Origin of the sequence: Pseudomonas sp. ATCC PTA-122608, assembly GCF_001952855.1 — a bacterium.
Lineage (GTDB): Bacteria > Pseudomonadota > Gammaproteobacteria > Pseudomonadales > Pseudomonadaceae > Aquipseudomonas.
Window position 1 is genome coordinate 1 of the sequence record NZ_LPNO01000054.1, and the last position, 22538, is coordinate 22538.

Sequence of the window (22538 nt, forward strand, 5' to 3'; positions counted from 1 at the left end):
TCAGTTGTTAAAGAGCGGTTGGTTAAGATCTTTCGTCTCAACCGAGGCGCGCATTCTACAGCAGCCTCTGTTGCTGTCAAGCGGTTTTTTTAAGAAGCTTTCAAAGTTTCCTTTGTAACTTCAACCACTTGCGCTTCCGATCTCTCGTTAGCGGGAGGCGAATTCTACAGCGTTACACGCTGCTGTCAACACCTCTTTTTCTCCGCTTTCGACCGAGAAGATCGAACCGTTAATAGGGCCAAACAACACCGCCTTACTAACTCCTTCTGGGCTTCGATGATCTGAAGCAGCTCGCTGTCGAAACCTACATAACTCTTTGTTTACCAAGGAGTTTTCCGTTTCGACTGCGCCGGAAGTGGGGCGAATTATAGACTTCCAGAATCTGCCGTCAACACCTTTTTTCACAATACTGTCATATCGGTCAAAAAAGCCCTGAAAAGCAAAGGCCGGCCCCAAGGGGCCGGCCTTCTAATTACCGAACCTACAAGCTAGGAAAGGCAAACTGCGACGCTTCATGACTGGCCCGTTGCGGCCAGCGCTGGGTAATCGCCTTGCGACGGGTGTAGAAACGCACCCCATCCGGCCCATAAGCATGCAAGTCGCCAAACAGCGAACGCTTCCAGCCACCAAAGCTGTGATACGCCACCGGCACTGGCAGCGGCACGTTGACGCCAACCATGCCTACTTCAATCTCGTCACAGAACAACCGCGCCGCTTCACCGTCACGGGTGAAGATGCAGGTACCGTTGCCGTACTCGTGATCGTTGATCAGCTGCATGGCCGCTTCCAGGCTATTCACCCGAACAACGCACAACACCGGCCCGAAGATTTCTTCTTTATAGATGCGCATCTCAGGCGTCACGCGATCAAACAGGCAGCCACCCAGGAAGAAGCCGTCTTCATGACCGGCAACACTCAAGCCACGACCATCGACTACCAGTTCGGCCCCCGAAGAAACGCCGTCTTCTATATAGCCGCTGACCTTTTCCCGCGCCTGACCGGAAACCAGCGGCCCCATGTCCAAGCCACAGGTAGTGCCCGCACCGATCTTCAGCGCCTTGATCTGCGGCACCAACTTGGCAATCAACGCATCCGCTACCTGGTCGCCAACACACACGGCAACAGAGATCGCCATGCAACGCTCACCGCACGAACCATACGCCGCGCCCATCAAGGCACTGACCGCGTTGTCCAGATCCGCATCCGGCATCAGCACCGCATGGTTCTTCGCCCCGCCCAACGCCTGCACACGCTTGCCGCGCTTGGTCGCTTCGGAATAGATGTACTCGGCAATCGGTGTCGAACCCACAAAGCTCAATGCTTTGACTTCCGGCGCTTCAATCAGCGCATCCACCGCGCCTTTGTCGCCGTGTACCACACTCAGCACGCCTTTAGGCAAGCCCGCTTCCTGCAACAGTTGTGCAATCAGCAGCGTCGAGCTTGGATCACGCTCCGACGGCTTGAGGATGAAGCAGTTACCGCAGACGATCGCCAGCGGATACATCCACAACGGCACCATCGCCGGAAAGTTGAACGGCGTGATACCGGCCACCACACCCAACGGCTGGAAGTCAGACCATGCGTCAATGTTCGGGCCAACGTTACGGCTGTACTCACCCTTGAGGATCTCCGGCGCCGAGCATGCGTACTCCACGTTCTCGATCCCGCGCTTCAGTTCGCCCGCCGCATCCTCCAGAGTCTTGCCATGCTCTTCGCTGATCAACTGGGAGATGCGCGCTTCGTTCTGCTCCAGCAACTGCTTGAAACGGAACATCACCTGGGCACGCTTGGCCGGTGGCGTGTTGCGCCAGGCCGGGAACGCAGCCTTGGCCGAGTCGATGGCAGTTTGAATGGTTTCGCGGCTGGCCAATGGCACCTGGTGAATCACCTGGCCAGTCGACGGGTTGTACACGTCAGCCGTGCGACCGTTCTCGGTCACCAGTTGGCCGTTGATCAAATGCTGGATGAGGCTCATGCAGGGCTCCTGAAAAGTTGTTCTATATAGAAGGAGAAATCAGTCGATCTTGTTCAGCACTTCGCCGACCGCATCGAACAAGCGATCCAGGTCCTGCGGCTTGCTGTTGAAGGTTGGCCCGAACTGCAAGGTGTCGCCGCCAAAGCGCACGTAGAAGCCGGCTTTCCACAAGGCCATGCCGGCCTCGAATGGACGCACAATCGCATCACCGTCACGCGGCGCAATCTGGATCGCACCGGCCAGGCCGTAGTTACGAATGTCGATCACGTTCTTGCTGCCCTTCAGGCCGTGCAATGCATTTTCGAAATGCGGTGCGACTTCGGCCACGCTCTGCACCAGGTTTTCCTTCTGCAGCAGGTCGAGTGCCGCCAGGCCGGCCGCGCACGCCACCGGGTGAGCCGAGTAGGTGTAGCCGTGTGGGAATTCCACCGCGTACTCAGGCGTCGCCTGATTCATGAACGTCTGATAAATCTCGGTGCTGGCAATCACAGCGCCCATCGGGATCGCGCCGTTGGTGACTTGCTTGGCAATGCACATCAGGTCCGGGGTCACACCGAAACTGTCGGCACCAAACATCGAACCGGTACGACCGAAGCCGGTGATCACTTCGTCGAACACCAACAGGATGTTGTGTTGATCGCAGATCTCGCGCAGACGCTTCAGGTAACCCTGCGGCGGAACCAGCACGCCAGCGGAACCCGCCATCGGTTCAACAAATACCGCGGCGATGTTCGACGCATCGTGCAACTCGATCAGCTTGAGCAGCTCATCCGCCAAGGCAATACCGCCCAACTCCGGCATGCCACGGGAGAACGCATTGCTCGCCAACAGGGTGTGAGGCAGATGGTCAACATCCATCAGGCCCTGACCAAAAATCTTACGGTTGCCGTTCACGCCGCCCAGGCTGGTACCGGCGATGTTCACACCGTGATAACCACGGGCACGGCCGATCATCTTGGTCTTGGTCGCCTGGCCCTTCAGGCGCCAGTACGCACGCACCATCTTCACGGCGGTATCGGCACACTCGGAGCCGGAGTCGGTGAAGAACACGTGGTTCAGGTTGCCCGGGGTAAGGTCGGTAATCTTTTCTGCCAGTTGGAACGACAACGGATGACCGTATTGGAAGCCCGGCGAGTAGTCCAACGTCCCCAACTGCTTGGAGACCGCTTCCTGGATTTCCTTGCGAGTGTGCCCGGCGCCGCAGGTCCACAGACCCGACAGCGAGTCATACACCTTGCGCCCCTTGTCATCGGTCAACCAGCTGCCTTCGGCCGCCACAATCAGGCGCGGGTCACGATGGAAGTTGCGGTTGGCGGTGTACGGCATCCAGTGCGCGTCCAGCTTCAGTTGGCTGGCCAGGGTGGACGGAGCGTTTTCGGGCATGTTCATGAGCAAAACCTCGCAAGGCATAAGGCAGCGTCGGGATTTGAAAAGCGTTGTTGCAGCTAAATTGCCACGGGGATAAAGTCTGTGAAACCCAACTCTTCTAACCTTCAGTCAGGCCTTCACTAAACTATGAGCAGCCGTCGACCCGACCCTCTGGCCCAAGTCAGCGACTTCGATATCCGCCTGTTGCGCATCTTTCGCAGCGTGGTGGAGTGCGGTGGCTTCTCGGCGGCGGAAACCGTTCTGGGGATTGGTCGCTCGGCCATCAGCCAGCAAATGAGTGATCTTGAACAGCGCCTTGGCCTACGCTTGTGCCAACGCGGGCGTGCGGGTTTTTCCCTGACCGAAGAAGGACGCGAGGTATACCAGTCGGCGTTGCAACTGCTCAGCGCCCTGGAAAGTTTCCGCACCGAGGTCAACGGCCTGCACCAACACTTGCGTGGCGAACTGATCATCGGCCTGACCGACAATCTGGTCACCCTGCCCCACATGCGCATCACCCACGCCTTGGCACAGTTGAAGGAGCGCGGCCCGGACGTACAGATCCAGATCCGCATGATCGCCCCCAATGAAGTCGAACAAGGGGTGCTCGACGGTCGCCTGCACGTCGGCGTAGTCCCCCAGGCCAGCGCCCTGTCGGGGCTTGAATACCAGCCGCTGTACAGCGAACGCTCGCTGCTCTACTGCGCAGTCGGCCACCCGCTGTTTTACGCCGACGACAAGCAACTGGACGACGAACGCATCAACAGCCAGGACGCCATCGCCCCGACCTTCCGCCTGCCCGCCGATATCCAGGCGCACTACCAGGCACTCAATTGCACCGCCAGCGCCTCGGACCGCGAAGGCATGGCCTTCCTGATCCTGACCGGCCGCTACATCGGCTACCTGCCCGACCACTACGCCAGCCTGTGGGTACAACAAGGCCGACTGCGTGCGCTGAAACCGGCTACACGTTTTTACGATTTGAGCCTCGCTTCGGTCACGCGCAAGGGCCGTCGCCCTCATTTGGTGCTGGAAAGTTTTCTCGAAAGTCTGGCCGCAACGCGCTAACACGGGCCTTACAGAAAAACCTGAGCAACTGGACAGCTTTTTGCAAGGCAAGGGGATCTCGAACCATCAGCCATGAGCTCCCCACCATGCCGCCAGAATCCGAAAACCCCAGCGACCTGATCTACGGCCTCAACGATCGGCCCAAACCTTTGCCTGCATTGCTTGCCGCGTTGCAGCATGTATTAGCCGCCTTTGTCGGCATCATTACTCCACCGCTGATCATCGGTTCCACCCTCGGTCTCACCGCCCACCTGCCCTACCTGATCAGCATGGCGTTGATGGTTTCTGGTGTAGGCACATTCATCCAGGCGCGTAGGCCATTTGGGATTGGCGCCGGGATGATCTGCCTGCAAGGCACCAGCTTCGCGTTTCTCGGTGCGGTGTTGTCGGCAGGTTTCCTGGTCAAACAACGCGGCGGAAGCCCGGAAGACATCCTGGCGATGATCTTTGGCGTGTGCTTCTTCGGCGCGGCAGTGCAGGTGGTGTTGAGCCGCTTTATCGGCCAACTGAGAAGAGTGATCACGCCCTTGGTCACCGGCATTGTCATCACCCTGATTGGCATCAGCCTGATCAAGGTCGGCATCACCGACTTGGGCGGCGGCTTCAACGCCCCGGACTTCGGCGCCCCGACCAACCTGGCACTCGGTGTGTTCGTGGTAATGACCATCATCCTGCTCAACCGCTCGAACACCCCATGGGTACGCCTCAGCGCCATCATCATCGGCCTGGCTTTGGGCAGCCTCGCCGCCTGGTTCAGCGGCAAACTGGTGCCGCAGGCCCTGCCTGACCTGCCATTGATTAGCCTGCCTACACCGTTCCATTTCGGTTTCAACTTCGACTGGAGCGCTTTCCTACCGGTGGCGCTGATTTATCTGATCAGCACCATCGAAACCGTCGGCGACCTCACCGCCAATTGCATGATCGCCCGCCAACCCATCAGCGGCCCTTCCTATATAAGCAGGCTCAAGGGCGGCGTGCTGGGGGACGGTATCAGTTGCATGATCGCCGCTACCTTCAGCGCCTTTCCCAACACGACCTTCGCCCAGAACAACGGCGTGATCCAACTGACCGGCGTCGCCAGCCGTTACGTTGGCCTGTACATCGGCGTCGTGCTGTTTTGTCTCGGGCTGTTTCCGCTGATTGGCGCGGTGCTGCAACAAATCCCCAAACCGGTACTCGGCGGGGCAACCCTGGTGATGTTCGGCAGCGTCGCCGCCGCCGGGGTGCGCATCCTCGCCCAGGCACCGCTGGACCGACGCAGCATGCTGATCATCGCCACCTCGTTCGGCGTCGGCCTGGGGATCGCCGCCCAGCCAAACCTGCTGCACCTGATGCCAACGCTGGTGCAAAACCTGTTCGACTCCGCCATCACCAGCGGCGGCCTGACCGCCATTGTGTTGTGCCTGTTGTTGCCCGAACCCAAGGCCACCGCGAATGCCGCAAACCAGGCCCTGGAAAGCGACACTCTGGAGCCGCTTTGACGGTTTTATCGTATCGGGACTTGTCTGGGGCTTGAGGGTGGGTTATCTGTGCACACGTCGTATTCATCGATCTGCACGGAAACCTCCATGAGCCTCGAAGTTCCTGCCCACAGCAACCACGCCGGAAAACCTGCAAGCCGCATTCGGCAAAAGAACGAACAAGCGATTCTGCAGGCCGCCGAAGACGAGTTCGCCCGTCATGGCTACAAAGGCACCAGCATGAACACCATCGCGGCGAGTGCCGGGTTGCCGAAAGCCAACTTGCACTACTACTTCACCAACAAGCTGGGCCTGTACATTGCCGTGCTCAGCAACATCCTCGAACTCTGGGACAGCACCTTCAACACCCTGACCGCCGAGGATGACCCGGCCGCGGCCCTGACCCGCTACATCCGCACCAAGATGGAATTCTCCCGGCGCCAGCCACAAGCCTCGCGGATCTTTGCGATGGAGATCATCAGTGGCGGCGAATGCCTGACCGAATATTTCAGCCAGGACTACCGCGCCTGGTTCAGCGGCCGTGCGGCGGTGTTCCAGGCCTGGATCGACGCAGGCAAGATGGACCCCATCGACCCCGTGCACCTGATCTTCCTGCTGTGGGGCAGCACCCAGCATTATGCCGACTTCGCCACGCAGATCTGCCGCGTGACCGGGCGCACCAAGCTGACCAAGCAGGACATGGAAGACGCCGGCACCAACCTTATCCACATCATTCTCAAAGGCTGTGGCATCAAGCCGGCCCTCTAAACGAAGTTACCCATGCCTTTCACGCTTACCGGCTTTTGCGAGTTTCGCGAAGAAATTCGCAAAAGCCGCTTCATTACCCTCGCCGCCCCCATCAGCAGCCCCCAGGACGCCCAGGCCTTCATCGACCAGCACAGCGACCTGAACGCTACGCACAACTGCTGGGCCTGGAAACTCGGCGATCAATACCGCAGTAACGATGACGGCGAGCCCGGCGGCACGGCCGGGCGCCCGATCCTGGCCGCGATCGAAGCGCAGGATTGCGACCAAGTCGTAGTGCTGGTGATCCGTTGGTACGGCGGCATCCAGTTGGGCACCGGCGGCCTGGCCCGGGCCTATGGCGGCGGCGCCAACAAATGCCTGCAAGCCGCCGAACGCGTCGAGTTGATCAAACGTGTGCCGCTGAGTTGCTCCTGTGGTTTTGCCGAGCTGCAGTTGGTGAAACTGCGAGTGGCCGAACTGGGCGGGCTGGTGGTTGAAGAAGTCTTCACCGCCAATGGCGTCGACCTGCAACTGGCCCTCGGCGAAGCCCATATTGACACCCTGCAAACCCAGCTCGCCGACCTGAGCCGCGGGCGCATTCTACTGGAGCGCTGAAACTGCCCACATCTACTGTGCACCCGCCTGTGGATAACCTGAGCACACTCGCCTGTAACCCTTCTGTCACAAGGCTTTCAGCCGGTTGTTCAGTTTTTGCTCAGCCCGTCACACTAAAGTATTAATCCGGCTCAAAAACAGTCAGTTAGGCGGGTTATGTCCTTTAGAACAAAGGGTCGCAGCGCTTATATCCACCGATCACGCTTGCGAACAATTACTGTGGAGCAACCTGTGGATAACCCGTGCAAGAGTGAGCCGGCAGCAGAGCCCGCAACGCCCCGGCGCAACTGAGCGTTTTTTGATCAATTTTCTGCCTGGCGTACCGGCATCAACTGCGCCACCGCCCACAGCACTTCAAACACCACGACAATTACCAACACCACACTTGCGCCGTGGGCCAGCGCGTAAATCTGCCAAGTCGCAAATAACACCCGGCCGGCGGCGTCATAGCGGCCGAATATCGCTTGGGGATCACGGATTCGCAGCACCGACCACACGCACACAATCGAGCCCATCAGGTTGGCCATCAACATATGCACAGGCGCGAACGGCGGCAGTTCGCCGGGCAGATTCAACGCCACCAAAGCGTTATGCAGCAGAACAAAGGTCCAGGGGGTGACCAGCGCCGCGGTGACGATCAAATCGTACCAACCGCTGGCCCGAACCAGTTGACGGTATTGGTGTGCAGTCCACATAGCAGCAAGCTCCTTCAATTCAAGAAGCCAGCACGCTAAAGCCTGGAGTATGCTCCAGGGTCAAGCCCCTTCGAGCCCTCCGCATGCGTATCGGCGAATTAGCCCAGGCCAGCCAGGTCAGCCGCGACACCCTGCGCTTCTACGAGCAACGCGGGTTGATTGCCGCGCAACGCAGTGCCAACGGCTACCGCGACTATCCCGCCGACATGGTGCAGTTGGTGCTGTACATCAAGACCGCCCAGCGCCTGGGCTTCAGCCTGGCTGAAATCGGCAACAGCGTCGGCGCACTATGGCAAGCTCCAGATCCCGACAGCGCCGTCACTCAACTGTTGCAAGACAAGCTCAACCTGATCGAAACCCGCATCGCCGAACTCGACCAACTGCGCCAGGAGTTGCAGCAAAGGCTCGGCCAGCGTTGTCCACTGAACCCGTGAACCTCCACCGTCAAAGGAAGCCATTCATGTCCACTTCAAAAACCGCACTGATTATCGGCGCCTCCCGGGGCCTGGGCCTTGGCCTGGCCAAGCAACTGCTGGCGGACGGCTGGGACGTGACCGCCACCGTGCGCGATCCGCAAAAGGCCGATGCCTTGAAAGCCCTTGGCCCGGTGCAGATCGAAAAGCTCGACATGGATGACCAACAGGCCGTGATCGCCCTGAGCCAGCGCCTCAAGGCAAAAACCTTCGACCTGCTGTTCGTCAACGCCGGCGTCAAAGGCCCGGCCAATCAGGAACCGGGCCACGCTACCCTGGCTGAGGTCGGCCAACTGTTCTTCACCAATGCCGTGGCGCCGATCAACCTGGCCCAGCGTTTTGTCGGGCAGATCCGCCCGGATACTGGCGTGCTGGCCTTCATGAGTTCGATCCTCGGCAGCGTGACCATCCCCGACGGCTCGGACCTGGCCCTGTACAAGGCCAGCAAGGCCGCTCTCAACTCCATGACCAACAGTTTCGTTACCCAGTTGGGTGATCAGAAATTGACCGTGCTTTCCTTGCACCCAGGCTGGGTGAAAACCGACATGGGCGGCGAAAACGCGCACATCGACGTGCCCACCAGCGTGCGCGGCCTGATCGATCAGGTAAATGCCTACAGCGGCAAGGGCGGCCATCACTTTGTGGACTACAAAGGCGAGACCATCGCCTGGTAAAAAACCGCGATCGTTATCGGCCGATTGCCGCCGATAACGATCCACACGTAAACTGCGCACCTCGCCCTTCCCGGCGACCCTGGATCAGCAGACAGGGCAACACTGAGCTGGCAAACCTGAACCCATCATTCAGAGGAGCCGGCCAATGCCTGCGACCCGTATCTGGTTAAAAAACCCCCTCGCGATTTTCACTGCCAATGGCCTCGACGCCCGTGGTGGCCTGGTGCTGCAAGACGGTGTGATCACCGAAGTGCTGGGCTGGGGACAAGAGCCCGCCGTGCCCTGCGGACAAGTCTTCGATGCCCGTGAGCATGTCGTCCTTCCGGGGCTGATCAACACCCACCATCACTTCTATCAAACCCTGACCCGTGCCTGGGCACCGGTGGTTAACCAGCCGCTCTTTCCCTGGTTAAAAACCCTGTACCCGGTCTGGGCCCGACTCACCCCGGAAAAACTCGCCCTGGCGAGCAAAGTGGCTTTGGCTGAACTGCTGCTCTCCGGCTGCACCACGGCGGCAGACCACCACTACCTGTTCCCGGAAGGCCTTGAAAACGCGATCGACATACAAGTCGACAGCGTGCGTGAACTGGGCATGCGCGCCATGCTCACCCGCGGCTCAATGAGCCTGGGCGAGGCCGACGGCGGGCTGCCACCGCAGCAAACCGTGCAACAGGGCGAAGTGATTCTGGAAGACAGCCGCCGTCTGATCCGCCAGTACCACGAGCGCGGCGACGGCGCGCAAATCCAGATCGCCCTGGCGCCCTGCTCGCCGTTTTCCGTCACCCCGGAAATCATGGAAGCCAGCGCCGAACTGGCCAACAACCTCGACGTGCGCCTGCACACGCACCTTGCAGAAACCCTCGATGAAGAAGACTTCTGCCTGCAGCGTTTCGGCCTGCGCACTGTGGATTACCTCGACAGCGTCGGCTGGCTCGGCCCGCGTACGTGGCTGGCCCATGGGATTCACTTCAACCCGGAAGAAATCGCACGCCTCGGTGCGGCCGGAACGGGGATCTGCCATTGCCCGAGTTCCAACATGCGCCTGGCATCCGGGATTTGTCCGACCCTCGACCTGCTCGCCGCCGGCGCACCGATTGGCCTGGGCGTGGACGGTTCGGCGTCCAATGATGCGTCGAACATGATCCTGGAAACGCGCCAGGCCCTGTACATCCAGCGCCTGCGATACGGGGCGGAGAAAATCACCCCGGAGCTGGTGCTGGGTTGGGCAACGAAAGGCTCGGCACAGTTACTCGGCCGCAGCGATATCGGCGAACTGGCCGTAGGCAAACAGGCCGACCTGGCGTTGTTCAAACTGGATGAACTGCGCTTTTCCGGCAGCCATGACCCGATTTCGGCACTGCTGCTGTGCGGCGCCGACCGGGCGGACCGGGTGATGGTCGGGGGCAAATGGCGGGTGATCGACGGGCAGGTTGAGGGCCTGGATCTGAAAGGTTTGATTGCCGATCACAGCCAGGCGGCACGGGAACTGATCAACCGGACTTAACTGAAGAAACACCCTCAAAATGTGGGAGCGGGCTTGCTCGCGAAAGCGTTGGGTCAGTCAATATATCTGGCGACTGACACTCCGTATTCGCGAGCAAGCCCGCTCCCACACAAGCCCGGTTCCCACAATTATTTCTGCGGTGTTTTGAGGATCGGTTACAACCCCAACAGCGACAACATGATAAACGTCGCAAACAACACAAAATGGGTCATCCCTTCGATGGCGTTGGTTTCGCCATCGTTGAGGTTGATCGCACTGACAATCAGCGTGATAAACACCATCACCGTCTGCACCGGCGTCATCGCCATCTGAAACGGCTGGCCGGTGTAAAGGGCCATCGCTTCCATCACCGGCACCGTCAGGATCACTGTCGACAGCGACGCACCCAGCGCGATGTTCACCACCGACTGCATGCGGTTGGCCAGTGCTGCGCGCAACGCGGTCAAAATCTCCGGCGCAGCGGAAATCGCGGCCACGATGATCGCCGTGATCACCGGCGGGGCACCGGTTCCTTCCAGGCCCAGGTCGAGGGTCTTGGACATCACCTCGGCCAACGCACCAATCACGATCACGCCAAACACCAAAGTCCCGACAGAGAACGCCAGGTTAATCGGCGGCGACTCTTCTTCCGGCTGTTTCCTGCGGCGTTTTTCCGGGTAGCTGTAGCTGAAGAAATAACTGTGAGGCCCCACCTGCATCCGCAGGAACAACGTGTACAGCACCACCATCGCGCCAATGGTGAAGGCCGAGTAAATTTTCCAGTCGGCTTCGGGGATAAATTCCGGCACCACCATCGACACACCCATGGCGGTAAGGATCATCACACTGTAGGTCCGCGCCGAATCGTCGTTATAGGACTGCTCGCCATGCTTGATCCCGCCCATCAGCGCCGCCAGGCCGAGGATGCCGTTGATGTCGAGCATCACTGCCGAATAAATGGTGTCGCGCACCAGGGTCGGCGACGGCTCGTTACTCATCATGATCGCCAGGATCACCACTTCCACCAACACGGCGGCAAGGGTCAGGATCATGGTGCCGTAGGGATCGCCAACCTTTTCCGCCAGTTGCTCGGCGTGATGCGCCACGCGCATCGAGGCTACGACGATAAAACCGATCAGCGCTATGCCGCCGAGCAGCGCCACTATCTGCCCGCTGTGCAGCATCCAGTGCTCCAGCGGATAAGCGGCGATGGCGGCAATCAGCGCCAACAGCATGAATTTTTCTTGCTTGATAGATGTGAGCATTGCAGGCCTTTTGAACGCGGCGAATCCGTCATTGATGGGGTACAGACTGCACCGCGCCGCTAACGTTTCGTTACACCTTAGTTCACGCATCGCTTGCACGACGTTCGCGGATGCTTACCGCTTGGTCAGGTTTTGCCGATTATTTCGGCGTGCGCCTGTAGAATGCCGCCATTGCACCTGATGAGAATTTATAAATGTACGATTGGCTCAACGCCCTGCCCAAGGCTGAATTGCACCTGCACCTGGAAGGCTCGCTGGAGCCTGAGCTGCTGTTCGCCCTGGCCGAACGCAACAAAATCGCGCTGCCGTGGAACGACGTCGAAACCCTGCGCAAGGCCTACGCCTTCAACAACCTGCAGGAGTTTCTCGACCTCTACTACAAAGGCGCCGATGTATTGCGCACCTCCCAGGACTTCTACGACCTGACCTGGGCCTACCTGCTGCGCTGCAAGGCGCAGAACGTGATCCACACCGAGCCGTTCTTCGACCCGCAGACCCACACCGACCGTGGCGTGCCGTTCGAAGTGGTGCTCAATGGCATCGCCGCCGCGTTGAAAGACGGCGAGCAGCAACTGGGTATCACCAGTGGTTTGATCCTCAGCTTCCTGCGCCACCTGAGCGAAGAAGAAGCCGAAAAAACCCTCGACCAGGCGCTGCCATTCCGTGATGCGTTTGTTGCCGTGGGCTTGGACAGTTCGGAAATGGGTCACCCGCCGAGCAAGTTCCAGCGCGTGTTCGACCGTGCCCGTCACGAAGGTTTCCTGACCGTCGCCCACGCCGGTGAAGAAGGCCCGCCGGAGTACATCTGGGAAGCCATCGACCTGCTGAAAATCCAGCGTATCGACCATGGTGTACGCGCCATTGAAGACGAACGCCTGATGCAGCGGATCATCGACGAGCAGATCCCGCTGACGGTGTGCCCGCTGTCCAACACCAAGCTCTGCGTGTTTGACGACATGTCCCAGCACAACATCCTCGACATGCTTGAGCGTGGGGTGAAGGTCACGGTGAACTCGGATGACCCGGCGTACTTCGGCGGTTATGTCACCGAGAACTTCCATGCGCTGTACACCTCCCTGGGCATGACCCAGGATCAGGCCAAGCGCCTGGCGCAAAACAGCCTGGATGCACGGTTGGTCAAGCCTTAACCAACGACCGGTCTGGCGAGCCGGGCAATTTCCATTTGCCCGGCTTCACTGACCTGCAGCACCTGAGACTCATTGATCACACTGACCCAGTTCGACTGCAAACACAGTTGCAATAGCGCGACCCCCAACGCACCGCCCAGGTGCGGCTGCTGTTCGCTCCAATCAAAACAATCACACACGACCGGCTGAACCAGTGCCTGGGTAAAAATCCCCAGCGCAGCGAGTTTGCGCGCCCCCAGCGGTGTCACTTCAGTGCGCTGCTCCGCACGTTCGATCCACCCTGCTGCCATCATCCGTTGATACAAACCCGCCGCCAGTTCGCCGCCCAGGTGGCCATGGCAGAGCCTGGCCCGCCGCAAAGCGAGAGGCGCAATCAGTGACTGGGAATGGGTGGGCGTACTGCGTGCAACGCTGGCCATGGTGGTGCAGGCCAGGGCATCCACGGCGGCGCCCACGTCGGCGGCGGCCATACGGAAAAAGCGTTTGCCGCTACGGGCCTCGACGCGCAACAGCCCGCCGGCCGTCAAACGTGTCAGATGAGCATTCGCCGAGGCCGACGACAGCCCCGCCAACGTAGCCAATTCATCGCAAGGTTTAGCCGAGCCGTCCATCAACGCCCAGACCATCGCGGTGCGTTTCGGGTCGGCCAGCAGGTTGGCGATCTGACTGATGCAAGGTGCCTGTTCCATGTGCTCATTCACTCCCTGTTGAATCATTCGTCTGCTGCAGTTCGCGGAAAAGTATAAGCGTGAAAACGCCGGGTTCCGTGCCGTCTTACAGCGCAACCAAGGACAGAGGCTGAAGGAAATTTCCCGATATTCCCGGAGTTAGGGTGTAGGGGCGGACCGCTCCGGCAACTGCGCAGTCAATGTCGCACAACGAGCAACGAGCATTTCCCGCAGAAGATTGATCGGCTTGCTCAGTTGCGCGCGATGGGCGCACAGCAGGTTGAGCGGCGTACGCTCGCCTCGCAGCTCCGGCAGGATCAGGCGCAAGCGGCCGGCCAGTACATCAGAGCTGACATCCAGCCAGGACTTGTAGGCGATACCCACCCCGGCCACCGCCCAGCGCCGCACCACATCGGCATCGTCACTGAATCGGTCGCCGGTCACGGTCAGGCTGATGTCGCGCTTGCCATCGTTGAAACCCCAATGGTCATGCACCCGGCTGCCGAGCATATACAGCAGGCAATTGTGTTGGGTGAGCTGTTCCAGATGGCGCGGTTCGCCATGCCGCGCCAGATAGCTGGGGGCGGCGCAGAGCACGCGGTAGTTGTCCGGGGCGATGGGCAGCGCAATCAGGCTGGAATCTTCCGGCTCGCCGTAGCGCAGGGCGATGTCCACCGGCTGGCGGAACAGGTCGGCAATCCGGTCGCCCAACAGCAGGCGTACGCTCAGGTCGGGGTATTCGCGCTGGAACTCATCCAGCCAGGGCAACAGCTGGTTACGCCCAAAGTCCGACGGCGCCGACAGTTGCAGCACCCCGCTGACTTGGTCCTGGCCACTGGCCAATAAGCGCCGGCCTTCATCCAGGCTGCTCAAGGCGGCACGGGCGTACTCCAGAAAGCCCTCACCCTCGGCGGTCAGGCGCAGGCTGCGGGTGGAGCGCGCCAGCAAACGTGCGCCCAGTTGCTGTTCGATACGCTTCAACGCCGCGCTGGCCACCGCCGCCGACATGTCCATGACCCGCGCCGCCGCCGAAAGGCTGCCCAGGTCTGCCGCACGCACAAACAACTGCAAGTCATCAAAACGCAGCACGCTGACCGCCCATTATCAAAAAAATGTTGAAAGAGACTGCTCTTTTAGCGGGTTTTATCTTCGAGAGAAATAGCCAATCATCTGTCCATCCCGTTCATCACGTATCTGGAGTCGAATATGTCTGCTGCCTTTAACGTCATCGCCACGCTGATCGCCAAACCCGGCCAACATGCCACCCTGGAAACCCTGCTGCGCGAGCTGCTGGAACCGACCCGCGTCGAGGCTGGCTGCCAGCAGTACGACCTGCACCAGGACCTGCAACACCCCGAGACCTTCTACATGCTCGAACGCTGGAGCGACGACGCCGCGCTGGCCGACCACGACCAGAGCGCCCATATCCAGAATTTCCGCGCCAAGGCTGCCGACGTGCTCGAGCATTTCGAACTCAAGCGCCTGAAGTTTCTTGCCTGATCAACCGGCCCCTTTTTGGAAACCATCATGAAAGCCATCGCCTACTACGCCGCATTGCCCATCAACGATCCAAAATCCCTGCAAGACATCGAACTGCCAGAACCGGTCGCCGGCCCCCGCGACCTGCTGGTGGAAGTCAAAGCCATCTCGGTGAACCCGGTGGACACCAAGGTGCGCCAGAACGTCGCCCCGGAAAACGGTGCCGCCAAAGTGCTGGGCTGGGACGTGGCAGGTGTGGTCAAGGCCGTGGGCAGTGAAGTGAGCTTGTTCAAGGTCGGTGACAAGGTGTTCTACGCCGGCTCCCTGGTACGTCCCGGTGGCAACAGCGAACTGCACACCGTGGATGAGCGCATCGTCGGCCACATGCCGAAAACCCTGGGTTTCGCCGACGCGGCCGCTCTGCCGCTGACCGCCATCACCGCCTGGGAGTTGCTGTTCGAACGCCTGCAAGTGCGCGAAGGCAAGACCGATGAAGGCCAGAGCCTGCTGATCGTCGGTGCGTCGGGTGGTGTGGGATCTATCCTGACCCAATTGGCGAAACAGCTTACCGGCCTGAAAGTCATCGGCACTGCCTCCCGGCCTGAAACCCAAGCCTGGGCCAAGGACCTGGGCGCCGACCTGGTGATCGACCACAGCAAACCGTTGAGCGAAGAATTGAAAAACGCTGGCCATCCGCAGGTGAACTACGTCGCCAGCCTGACCCAGACCGACCAGCACCTGGACCAACTGGTGGAAGCGCTGATTCCACAAGGCAAACTGGCGCTGATCGACGATCCCAAGGCGCTGGATATCAGCAAGCTCAAGCGCAAGAGCCTGTCCCTGCATTGGGAGTTCATGTACACCCGCTCGATGTTCGAGACCAGCGACATGATCGAGCAGCACAACCTGCTCAATCGCGTGGCCGAACTGATCGACGCCGGCACCCTGAAAACCACGGTGGGCGAGCACTTTGGCGTGATCAACGCGGCCAACCTGCGCCGCGCCCACGAACTGCTGGAAAGCGGCAAGGCCAAGGGCAAGATCGTGCTGGAAGGGTTCTAACGAAAGGTTCTGTCAGTGTCGTCTGTTATTCATGTGAGTAATGGACGACACCGCTAGTCAGAGACTTGATCCTTGTCATATTTGTGAGCGTATTCGGGTTTATATTGGCCGCCTTTGCCACGCAATTTACGTGAGGAAGTCAGCAATGAAGATCCTGATAAAAGCGCTAGCAAGATCCGAAGGCAACAAATGGCAGGTCCGTCTCGACCAGAACGCCTTTACCTTCCGCAGTGAGGCCGAAGCCCGCGCGTTTGCCGACACCCTGCAAACCCGTATCCAGGCCCCTCACCGATTCCCCGAAAGCCAGCAGCGTTCTGCTGGCTGACCCGCTCAGTCCGCCGCTTGCAGTGCCCGTTGGCGCTGCAGGCGCTGGGTCAGCATCGCGAACGTCACCGCAAGCACGCCACACAAGCTGATGACCATTGCCATCGGCATCGCCGTGCCATCGTGCAACACGCCGACCAACGACGCCGCGCCAGCTGCCACACTGAACTGAATGCAACCGAGCAACGCCGACGCGCTGCCCGCCCGCGCGCCCTGCCCGCTCATGGCGCAGGCCGAGGTGTTGGGCAAAATGCAGCCCAGGCTGGCGATGCAGATAAACAGCGGCACCAGCAAAGGCCACAAGGCGTCAGTGCGCAGGGCAGCAATTGCCAGCAACGACAGGCCCGCCGCCAGGTAGACCCACACCGTGCGCGACAGCAAAAACGCCGGGCCGCGTGAGGCCAGCAAGCGCGCATTGACCTGTGCCACCAGAATAAAGCCGGCGGCGTTGGAGCCGAAGACCCAGCCATAGTGCTCGGCGGGAACGCCATAGAGTTTGATAAAGACGAAAGGCGAGCCCGCGATGTAGGCAAACATGCCGGCAATCGAGATACCACCGGTCAAGGCATAGCCCAGGTACACCCGGTCCGACAACAACCGGCCGTACTGGCGCAGCGCGCCCGACAGCGGCTGGCGCGGTTGATGGGCGGGGAAACTTTCCGGCAGCCCGACCGCTACCGCGATGGCCGCCATCACACTGAATGCCGTCAGCGCCAGGAAGATCGACTGCCAGCCCCAGATACCGACCATCACCCCGCCCGCCAGCGGCGCGAGGATCGGGGCCAGCCCGGTGACCAGCATCAGCTGCGAAAACACCTTGGCCGAGCCCACCGCGTCGCATTTATCGCTGACCACCGCCCGGGAGATCACCATGCCCGCGCAACCGCCCAAAGCCTGGACGAAGCGCGCGCCGATCAGCCATTCCAGAGAAGGCGCGTACGCACACGCGAACGACGCCAGGGTAAACAGGGTGACGCCGCTGAGCAGCGGCCCGCGTCGGCCAAAACGGTCCGCCAGCGGCCCATAGATCAACTGGCCGATCGCCAGGCCCGTGAAGTACACGGCCAAGGTCAGTTGAATATGTTTTTCGTCAGTGCCGAATGCCACGGCCATGGCCGGGAAACCCGGCAGGTAGAAGTCGATGGCCAATGGCGCGAACGCGCTCAGGGCCCCCAAAATCAGGATTATACGAAGGTTCATCAGGCACCCAGGTGAGTCGGCAGCTCGACAGTCTAGCCGGGCATGGGTGCCTTGAACATTAAGTTAGCTCGCTAACTATCAGAAAGTCAGGCGAGCTTGACGCTGTAGCCTTCTTCGCTGATCAGGTTGATCACCTCCGCCGACGACAGCACGCTGCTTTCCACGCCAACTTCCTTTGCCGCGAGGTCGACGCGCACGCTGGCCGCCGGGTCCTTATCCTGCACCGCCTGGGTGACCGAGCGAACGCAGTGGCCACAGGTCATTCCTTCAACGCTGAATACTTGCATGACATGACTCCTTTGATGAGGTTGCCCGCAGTTTTGACCTTGCCACGATGGCAAGGTCAAGTTCTGAAAACATCGGCCGGGCTGGCATTCATTCGCGCCCTCGGCCAAGCTGCACCTATCCACGATGTGAACCTCGGAGAATTCGCCATGCGCTGGTCATTTTTTGGCCTTGTCAGCCTGATGGGCTTGTTTGCTGCTGTGCCACCGGCCAGCGCAGATGAAGATTATGCGGTGCTGATCATTTCCCGGGAGCGCCTCGAAGTGCCGACCAACTGCGAGATTGGTTTGTACATTCAAGACCAGTTGGCCGGGCGGCTGTTTCAGGAGCAGGCCACCTCCTTCAACTTGCCGGCCGGGAATGTGTCGCTACGCCTGAAATTGTTGCCGGGGCAATCCCAGGGCTGCTTGCCGGGCATGCTCGCACCACCGGCGCAAAACATCACGTTGAAGGCGGGCGACGTGCGCAAGCTGCGTATCGCGCAAGGTCCGGACGGCATGTACCTGAAGCCGGCCGCACTGGAATACTAAGCCCCGAAAACCTGTAGGAGCGAGCTTGCTCGCGAAGGTCGTGAACGATAACGCGCCTATCCTGAATGAACGCGGCGCCCTCAAGCTTTTCGCGAGCAAGCTCGCTCCTACAGTAAAAAGCGCCTTGACCTTCCCCGCAGGTCAAGGTTGATCCTATGGGCAATCTCTCTTGGAGTATTGCCCATGAACGGATCCACCACCTTCGACCTGCCGATCAGCGGCATGACCTGCGCCAGTTGCGCCGGGCGGGTTGAACGGGCACTGGGCAAAGTGCCCGGGGTGCAAAGCGTCAGCGTCAACCTGGCCAACGAACGCGCCCACATCGAAGTGCTCGGCCAAATGGACCCCAGCGTCCTGATCGCCGCCGTCGACAAGGCCGGCTACACGGCCACCCTGCCCCAAAGCGAAACCGCCACCCAGGCCAGCCAGGAACAACGCCTGACCCACGAACGCTGGTCGCTGCTGTTGGCGATCCTGCTCGCCGCGCCGTTGGTGCTGCCGATGCTGGTGCAACCGTTCGGCCTGCACTGGATGCTCCCCGCCTGGGTTCAATTTGCCCTGGCCACCCCGGTGCAATTCATCTTCGGCGCGCGCTTCTATATCGCCGCCTGGAAAGCCGTACGCGCCGGAGCCGGCAATATGGACCTGCTGGTAGCCATCGGCACCAGCGCCGGTTACGGCCTGAGTATCTATGAATGGCTCACGGCGTCCGCGGGCACGATGCCCCACCTGTATTTCGAAGCCTCAGCGGTGGTGATCGCCCTGGTGCTGCTGGGCAAATACCTGGAAAGCCGCGCCAAGCGCCAGACCGCCAGTGCCATCCGCGCCCTGGAAGCCTTGCGCCCGGAGCGAGCGATTCAAGTGATCGACGGTCGCGAGCAAGACGTTGCCATCACCGCCCTCAAACTGAATGACCTGGTGCTGGTCAAACCCGGCGAGCGCTTCCCGGTGGACGGCGAAGTGGTTGAAGGCCAAAGCCATGCCGACGAAGCGTTGATCAGCGGTGAAAGCCTGCCGGTGCCGAAGCAGCCTGGCGATGCAGTCACTGGCGGCGCCATCAACGGCGAAGGCAGGCTGCTGGTGCGCACCCTGGCCCTTGGCGCAGAGAGCGTATTGGCAAGGATCATCCGCCTGGTGGAAGACGCCCAGGCCGCTAAGGCTCCGATCCAGAAACTGGTGGATAAGGTCAGCCAGGTGTTCGTGCCGGTGGTGCTGGTGCTGGCCTTGGCCACGCTGACCGGCTGGTGGCTGTATGGCGCTCCGTTGGAAGTTGCGCTGATCAATGCCGTGACCGTGTTAGTCATCGCTTGCCCTTGCGCCCTTGGTCTCGCCACACCCACCGCCATCATGGCCGGCACCGGCGTCGCCGCCCGCCACGGCATCCTGATCAAGGATGCCGAAGCCCTGGAGCGCGCCCATGAAGTCAGCGCCGTAGTATTCGACAAGACCGGCACCCTGACCTCCGGCGCACCGAAAATTGCGCACTTGGCCGCCGTCGATGGCAATGAAGCGGCCCTGCTGCAACAGGCCGGGGCGCTGCAACGCGGCAGTGAACATCCGCTGGCCAAGGCGGTGCTGGACGCCTGTGCCGAACAGGGCCTGAACGTGGCCGATGTCAGCGCCAGCCAATCCCTTACCGGGCGCGGCATCGCAGGCACTCTCGACGGGCGGCAACTGGCATTGGGCAACCGTCGCCTGCTGGAAGAGACCGGCTTGAGCACGGGCGACCTCGCCGACTCGGCCAGCGCCTGGGAGGCGGAGGGCCGCACCTTGTCCTGGCTGATCGAGCAAAGCCCGCAGCCCCGCGTGCTGGGTTTGTTTGCCTTCGGCGACACGCTCAAGCCGGGGGCGCTGCAAGCGATACAAGCACTCAAGGCGCGGCATATCAGCAGCCACCTGCTGACCGGCGACAACCGTGGCAGCGCCCGCGTGGTCGCCGAAGCCTTGGGCATCGACGACGTGCACGCCGAGGTGTTGCCTGCGGACAAGGCGGCTACCGTCGCCGAGTTGAAGAAGACCGGCGTGGTCGCGATGGTCGGTGACGGCATCAACGACGCACCGGCCCTGGCCGCGGCCGACATCGGCATCGCGATGGGTGGCGGCACCGACGTGGCCATGCACGCCGCCGGGATCACCCTGATGCGCGGCGACCCACGCCTGGTGCCCGCCGCGCTGGAAATCAGCCGCAAGACCTATGCGAAAATTCGACAGAACCTGTTCTGGGCCTTTGTGTATAACTTGATCGGCATCCCGCTGGCCGCGTTCGGCCTGCTCAACCCGGTAATGGCCGGCGCGGCCATGGCCCTGTCCAGCGTCAGCGTGGTGAGTAATGCGCTGCTGTTGAAAACCTGGAAACCCAAGGATCTGGAGGACGAACGTCCATGAACATTGGCCAAGCAGCACGCCAAAGTGGCCTGAGCGCCAAGATGATTCGTTATTACGAGTCCATCGGCTTGTTGAAAGCCGCCCATCGCACCGACAGCGGCTACCGCATTTATGGTGCCGATGACTTGCACACCCTGGCGTTTATCAAGCGTTCGCGGGATTTGGGATTTTCCCTTGAGGAGGTTGGCAAGTTGCTGACCCTCTGGCAGGACCGGGGCCGTGCGAGTGCCGACGTGAAGGCGCTGGCCCGCCAGCATATCGATGAGCTGAACCAGAAGATCCGCGAGTTGGGGCAGTTGCGCGATACGTTGCAGGACCTGGTGGAACACTGCCAGGGTGATCATCGGCCGGATTGCCCGATTCTCAAGGAACTGGCGTCGGGCAGTTGTTGCGCCTGACGAGATTTAACTGACTGCACAAAGCAAATGTGGGAGCGGGCTTGCTCGCGAAAGCGGTGGATCAGTCAACTGATGTATTGACTGACACTACGCATTCGCGAGCAAGCCCGCTCCCACATTTGGATATCCACTCGCCGTTGGATCACTGCATCCAAGGCGGCGGTGGAGGCTCTTCCGACGCCTTGCTCGGTGGCGCATCGTCTGCCGCACGGATCGCCTGGCGACGCTCTTCATCGAGCCGCGCCGCTTCGATCTCGCGGATAACACCGCCCACGTCAGCCAACTCTTCCGGCTCGTCGAACTCGCCAGTCAAGACGCTGGCCGGGTGCAGAGTGCCGGCTTCGTAAAGCGCCCACATCTCCTTGGCGTACTTGGTCTTCTTCAATTCCGGGGCAAAGCGCCCGAAATAGGAAGCCATGTTGCCCACATCCCGTTCCAGCATGGTGAACGCGTGGTTGTTGCCCGCCGCATCCACCGCCTGGGGCAGGTCGATGATCACCGGGCCCGTCGGCGTCAGCAGCACGTTGAACTCGGAGAGGTCACCGTGCACCAGGCCGGTACACAACATCAGCACGATCTGGCTAATCAGGAAGGCGTGGTATTCACGCGCCTGGTCCGGCTCCAGCGTCACGTCGTTCAGACGCGGCGCGGCGTCGCCGTATTCATCGGCCACCAGCTCCATCAGCAGCACGCCTTCAAGGAAGTCGTACGGCTTGGGCACGCGAACGCCCGCACCTGCCAGACGGAAAAGCGCCGCTACCTCAGCGTTCTGCCAAGCGTCTTCGGTTTCTTTCTTGCCGAACTTGGAGCCCTTGGCCATGGCCCGGGCCTGACGGCTGTTGCGGACCTTGCGGCCTTCCTGGTATTCGGACGCCTGACGAAAACTTCGTTTATTCGCCTCCTTGTAGACCTTGGCGCAACGTAACTCGTTGCCACAGCGCACCACATAAACAGCTGCTTCTTTACCACTCATGAGTGGGCGCAGCACCTCGTCGACCAGACCGTCCTCGATCAGGGGTTCAATGCGTTTAGGAGTCTTCATCAGCTTTTATTGTGGGTCCTTTATTACCAAACACGCGTATGGCACTCGTTATACGGCAATCCTCTCGCCGCGGGGAGAGGGTACCGACCTTTGACCGCTTAAGAATGCATCCAATATGCCAAATTAATCTGCGATCCCCTGTAGGAGCGAGCTTGCTCGCGAAAAACCTGAGGGCGCCGCGTTGATTCAGGGCG

At 60.6% G+C, this 22538-nt stretch carries 23 protein-coding genes; 14 read left to right on the forward strand and 9 right to left on the reverse strand.

Annotation, left to right across the window (positions count from 1 at the left end):
- Positions 1-481: 481 nt before the first annotated feature.
- Together AU074_RS30850 and AU074_RS30855 are read right to left on the reverse strand one after the other, a co-directional pair.
- A complete protein-coding gene (locus tag AU074_RS30850; RefSeq protein WP_076017928.1) occupies positions 482-1975 on the reverse strand; it encodes a CoA-acylating methylmalonate-semialdehyde dehydrogenase in 1494 nt (497 codons plus the stop codon).
- Between the two features lie 39 nt (positions 1976-2014).
- Positions 2015-3364, reverse strand: a complete 1350-nt coding sequence (locus AU074_RS30855; protein ID WP_008430786.1) for an aspartate aminotransferase family protein — start codon at positions 3362-3364, stop codon at positions 2015-2017.
- A gap of 126 nt (positions 3365-3490) precedes the next feature.
- On the opposite strand from AU074_RS30855, the gene AU074_RS30860 reads away from it, so the two are divergent.
- The 4 genes from AU074_RS30860 to AU074_RS30875 all read left to right on the forward strand — a co-directional run bounded on the left by AU074_RS30860 (position 3491) and on the right by AU074_RS30875 (position 7233).
- Entirely contained in the window at positions 3491-4411 is a 921-nt protein-coding gene (locus AU074_RS30860) for a LysR family transcriptional regulator (protein ID WP_010174131.1), read from the forward strand.
- Between the two features lie 86 nt (positions 4412-4497).
- The gene (locus AU074_RS30865) at positions 4498-5892 is read left to right on the forward strand and encodes a uracil-xanthine permease family protein (RefSeq protein WP_076017929.1); all 1395 of its coding nucleotides are present in this window, start codon (positions 4498-4500) and stop codon (positions 5890-5892) included.
- Positions 5893-5979: 87 nt separating this feature from the next.
- Entirely contained in the window at positions 5980-6639 is a 660-nt protein-coding gene (locus tag AU074_RS30870) for a TetR/AcrR family transcriptional regulator (protein WP_003211175.1), read from the forward strand.
- A 12-nt stretch (positions 6640-6651) separates the two neighbouring features.
- A complete protein-coding gene (locus tag AU074_RS30875; RefSeq protein WP_076017930.1) occupies positions 6652-7233 on the forward strand; it encodes a YigZ family protein in 582 nt (193 codons plus the stop codon).
- 302 nt (positions 7234-7535) lie between these two features.
- Here AU074_RS30875 and AU074_RS30880 read toward each other — a convergent pair whose 3' ends face one another.
- Positions 7536-7928 (reverse strand): hypothetical protein, encoded by a 393-nt coding sequence (locus AU074_RS30880; RefSeq protein ID WP_076017931.1) that lies wholly within the window; start codon positions 7926-7928, stop codon positions 7536-7538.
- 83 nt (positions 7929-8011) lie between these two features.
- Between AU074_RS30880 and AU074_RS30885 the strand changes: the two genes are divergently transcribed.
- The 3 genes from AU074_RS30885 to AU074_RS30895 all read left to right on the forward strand — a co-directional run bounded on the left by AU074_RS30885 (position 8012) and on the right by AU074_RS30895 (position 10579).
- Complete coding sequence (locus AU074_RS30885; protein WP_076017932.1) at positions 8012-8362, forward strand: MerR family transcriptional regulator; 351 nt, start codon at positions 8012-8014, stop codon at positions 8360-8362.
- 26 nt (positions 8363-8388) lie between these two features.
- Positions 8389-9075 carry an SDR family oxidoreductase gene (locus AU074_RS30890; RefSeq protein WP_076017933.1) on the forward strand — a complete coding sequence of 229 codons (687 nt, stop codon included), beginning with the start codon at positions 8389-8391 and terminating at the stop codon, positions 9073-9075.
- Between the two features lie 145 nt (positions 9076-9220).
- Positions 9221-10579: an 8-oxoguanine deaminase gene (locus AU074_RS30895; RefSeq protein ID WP_076017934.1), complete on the forward strand. Its 1359-nt coding sequence runs from the start codon at positions 9221-9223 to the stop codon at positions 10577-10579.
- Positions 10580-10734: 155 nt separating this feature from the next.
- Here AU074_RS30895 and AU074_RS30900 read toward each other — a convergent pair whose 3' ends face one another.
- Positions 10735-11823, reverse strand: a complete 1089-nt coding sequence (locus AU074_RS30900; RefSeq protein ID WP_076017935.1) for a calcium:proton antiporter — start codon at positions 11821-11823, stop codon at positions 10735-10737.
- 194 nt (positions 11824-12017) lie between these two features.
- On the opposite strand from AU074_RS30900, the gene AU074_RS30905 reads away from it, so the two are divergent.
- Complete coding sequence (locus AU074_RS30905) at positions 12018-12971, forward strand: adenosine deaminase (RefSeq protein ID WP_008430770.1); 954 nt, start codon at positions 12018-12020, stop codon at positions 12969-12971.
- Here the strand turns inward: AU074_RS30905 and AU074_RS30910 are convergent.
- Together AU074_RS30910 and AU074_RS30915 are read right to left on the reverse strand one after the other, a co-directional pair.
- Positions 12968-13660, reverse strand: coding sequence for a helix-turn-helix transcriptional regulator (locus AU074_RS30910; protein WP_076017936.1), 693 nt, complete (start codon positions 13658-13660; stop codon positions 12968-12970). The two genes, AU074_RS30905 and AU074_RS30910, sit on opposite strands and share 4 nt — an antisense overlap.
- Before the next feature lie 138 nt (positions 13661-13798).
- A complete protein-coding gene (locus AU074_RS30915; protein WP_076017937.1) occupies positions 13799-14728 on the reverse strand; it encodes a LysR family transcriptional regulator in 930 nt (309 codons plus the stop codon).
- Between the two features lie 117 nt (positions 14729-14845).
- Between AU074_RS30915 and AU074_RS30920 the strand changes: the two genes are divergently transcribed.
- From AU074_RS30920 to AU074_RS30930, 3 genes are all read left to right on the forward strand, one after another.
- Complete coding sequence (locus AU074_RS30920; RefSeq protein WP_076017938.1) at positions 14846-15139, forward strand: putative quinol monooxygenase; 294 nt, start codon at positions 14846-14848, stop codon at positions 15137-15139.
- 27 nt (positions 15140-15166) lie between these two features.
- Positions 15167-16180 (forward strand): zinc-binding alcohol dehydrogenase family protein, encoded by a 1014-nt coding sequence (locus AU074_RS30925; RefSeq protein ID WP_076017939.1) that lies wholly within the window; start codon positions 15167-15169, stop codon positions 16178-16180.
- A gap of 145 nt (positions 16181-16325) precedes the next feature.
- Positions 16326-16505 (forward strand): hypothetical protein, encoded by a 180-nt coding sequence (locus tag AU074_RS30930; RefSeq protein WP_003211153.1) that lies wholly within the window; start codon positions 16326-16328, stop codon positions 16503-16505.
- A gap of 5 nt (positions 16506-16510) precedes the next feature.
- On the opposite strand, the gene AU074_RS30935 is transcribed toward AU074_RS30930, so the two are convergent.
- Positions 16511-17704, reverse strand: a complete 1194-nt coding sequence (locus AU074_RS30935; RefSeq protein ID WP_076017940.1) for a multidrug effflux MFS transporter — start codon at positions 17702-17704, stop codon at positions 16511-16513.
- Between the two features lie 86 nt (positions 17705-17790).
- Positions 17791-17991, reverse strand: a complete 201-nt coding sequence (locus AU074_RS30940; protein WP_076017941.1) for a heavy-metal-associated domain-containing protein — start codon at positions 17989-17991, stop codon at positions 17791-17793.
- A 147-nt stretch (positions 17992-18138) separates the two neighbouring features.
- Between AU074_RS30940 and AU074_RS30945 the strand changes: the two genes are divergently transcribed.
- The 3 genes from AU074_RS30945 to cueR all read left to right on the forward strand — a co-directional run bounded on the left by AU074_RS30945 (position 18139) and on the right by cueR (position 21302).
- A complete protein-coding gene (locus tag AU074_RS30945) occupies positions 18139-18519 on the forward strand; it encodes a hypothetical protein (RefSeq protein WP_003211148.1) in 381 nt (126 codons plus the stop codon).
- Positions 18520-18702: 183 nt separating this feature from the next.
- Positions 18703-20904 (forward strand): cation-translocating P-type ATPase, encoded by a 2202-nt coding sequence (locus AU074_RS30950; protein WP_076017942.1) that lies wholly within the window; start codon positions 18703-18705, stop codon positions 20902-20904.
- On the forward strand, positions 20901-21302 hold the full coding sequence (cueR, locus tag AU074_RS30955) for a Cu(I)-responsive transcriptional regulator (RefSeq protein WP_076017943.1): 402 nt from the start codon (positions 20901-20903) through the stop codon (positions 21300-21302). Before AU074_RS30950 ends, cueR begins: the two co-directional genes overlap by 4 nt.
- A gap of 142 nt (positions 21303-21444) precedes the next feature.
- Here the strand turns inward: cueR and AU074_RS30960 are convergent, their stop codons facing one another.
- The gene (locus AU074_RS30960) at positions 21445-22344 is read right to left on the reverse strand and encodes a PA4780 family RIO1-like protein kinase (protein ID WP_076017944.1); all 900 of its coding nucleotides are present in this window, start codon (positions 22342-22344) and stop codon (positions 21445-21447) included.
- Positions 22345-22538 lie beyond the last annotated feature (194 nt).

What these genes read in the sequence shown, in the direction of transcription:
- AU074_RS30850 (WP_076017928.1), bottom strand. Translation starts at nt 1,975, where the DNA reads ATGAGCCTCATCCAGCATTTGATCAACGGCCAACTGGTGACCGAGAAC.
- AU074_RS30855 (WP_008430786.1), bottom strand. Translation starts at nt 3,364, where the DNA reads ATGAACATGCCCGAAAACGCTCCGTCCACCCTGGCCAGCCAACTGAAG.
- AU074_RS30860 (WP_010174131.1), top strand. Translation starts at nt 3,491, where the DNA reads ATGAGCAGCCGTCGACCCGACCCTCTGGCCCAAGTCAGCGACTTCGAT.
- AU074_RS30865 (WP_076017929.1), top strand. Translation starts at nt 4,498, where the DNA reads ATGCCGCCAGAATCCGAAAACCCCAGCGACCTGATCTACGGCCTCAAC.
- AU074_RS30870 (WP_003211175.1), top strand. Translation starts at nt 5,980, where the DNA reads ATGAGCCTCGAAGTTCCTGCCCACAGCAACCACGCCGGAAAACCTGCA.
- AU074_RS30875 (WP_076017930.1), top strand. Translation starts at nt 6,652, where the DNA reads ATGCCTTTCACGCTTACCGGCTTTTGCGAGTTTCGCGAAGAAATTCGC.
- AU074_RS30880 (WP_076017931.1), bottom strand. Translation starts at nt 7,928, where the DNA reads ATGTGGACTGCACACCAATACCGTCAACTGGTTCGGGCCAGCGGTTGG.
- AU074_RS30885 (WP_076017932.1), top strand. Translation starts at nt 8,012, where the DNA reads ATGCGTATCGGCGAATTAGCCCAGGCCAGCCAGGTCAGCCGCGACACC.
- AU074_RS30890 (WP_076017933.1), top strand. Translation starts at nt 8,389, where the DNA reads ATGTCCACTTCAAAAACCGCACTGATTATCGGCGCCTCCCGGGGCCTG.
- AU074_RS30895 (WP_076017934.1), top strand. Translation starts at nt 9,221, where the DNA reads ATGCCTGCGACCCGTATCTGGTTAAAAAACCCCCTCGCGATTTTCACT.
- AU074_RS30900 (WP_076017935.1), bottom strand. Translation starts at nt 11,823, where the DNA reads ATGCTCACATCTATCAAGCAAGAAAAATTCATGCTGTTGGCGCTGATT.
- AU074_RS30905 (WP_008430770.1), top strand. Translation starts at nt 12,018, where the DNA reads ATGTACGATTGGCTCAACGCCCTGCCCAAGGCTGAATTGCACCTGCAC.
- AU074_RS30910 (WP_076017936.1), bottom strand. Translation starts at nt 13,660, where the DNA reads ATGGAACAGGCACCTTGCATCAGTCAGATCGCCAACCTGCTGGCCGAC.
- AU074_RS30920 (WP_076017938.1), top strand. Translation starts at nt 14,846, where the DNA reads ATGTCTGCTGCCTTTAACGTCATCGCCACGCTGATCGCCAAACCCGGC.
- AU074_RS30925 (WP_076017939.1), top strand. Translation starts at nt 15,167, where the DNA reads ATGAAAGCCATCGCCTACTACGCCGCATTGCCCATCAACGATCCAAAA.
- AU074_RS30930 (WP_003211153.1), top strand. Translation starts at nt 16,326, where the DNA reads ATGAAGATCCTGATAAAAGCGCTAGCAAGATCCGAAGGCAACAAATGG.
- AU074_RS30935 (WP_076017940.1), bottom strand. Translation starts at nt 17,704, where the DNA reads ATGAACCTTCGTATAATCCTGATTTTGGGGGCCCTGAGCGCGTTCGCG.
- AU074_RS30940 (WP_076017941.1), bottom strand. Translation starts at nt 17,991, where the DNA reads ATGCAAGTATTCAGCGTTGAAGGAATGACCTGTGGCCACTGCGTTCGC.
- AU074_RS30945 (WP_003211148.1), top strand. Translation starts at nt 18,139, where the DNA reads ATGCGCTGGTCATTTTTTGGCCTTGTCAGCCTGATGGGCTTGTTTGCT.
- AU074_RS30950 (WP_076017942.1), top strand. Translation starts at nt 18,703, where the DNA reads ATGAACGGATCCACCACCTTCGACCTGCCGATCAGCGGCATGACCTGC.
- cueR (WP_076017943.1), top strand. Translation starts at nt 20,901, where the DNA reads ATGAACATTGGCCAAGCAGCACGCCAAAGTGGCCTGAGCGCCAAGATG.
- AU074_RS30960 (WP_076017944.1), bottom strand. Translation starts at nt 22,344, where the DNA reads ATGAAGACTCCTAAACGCATTGAACCCCTGATCGAGGACGGTCTGGTC.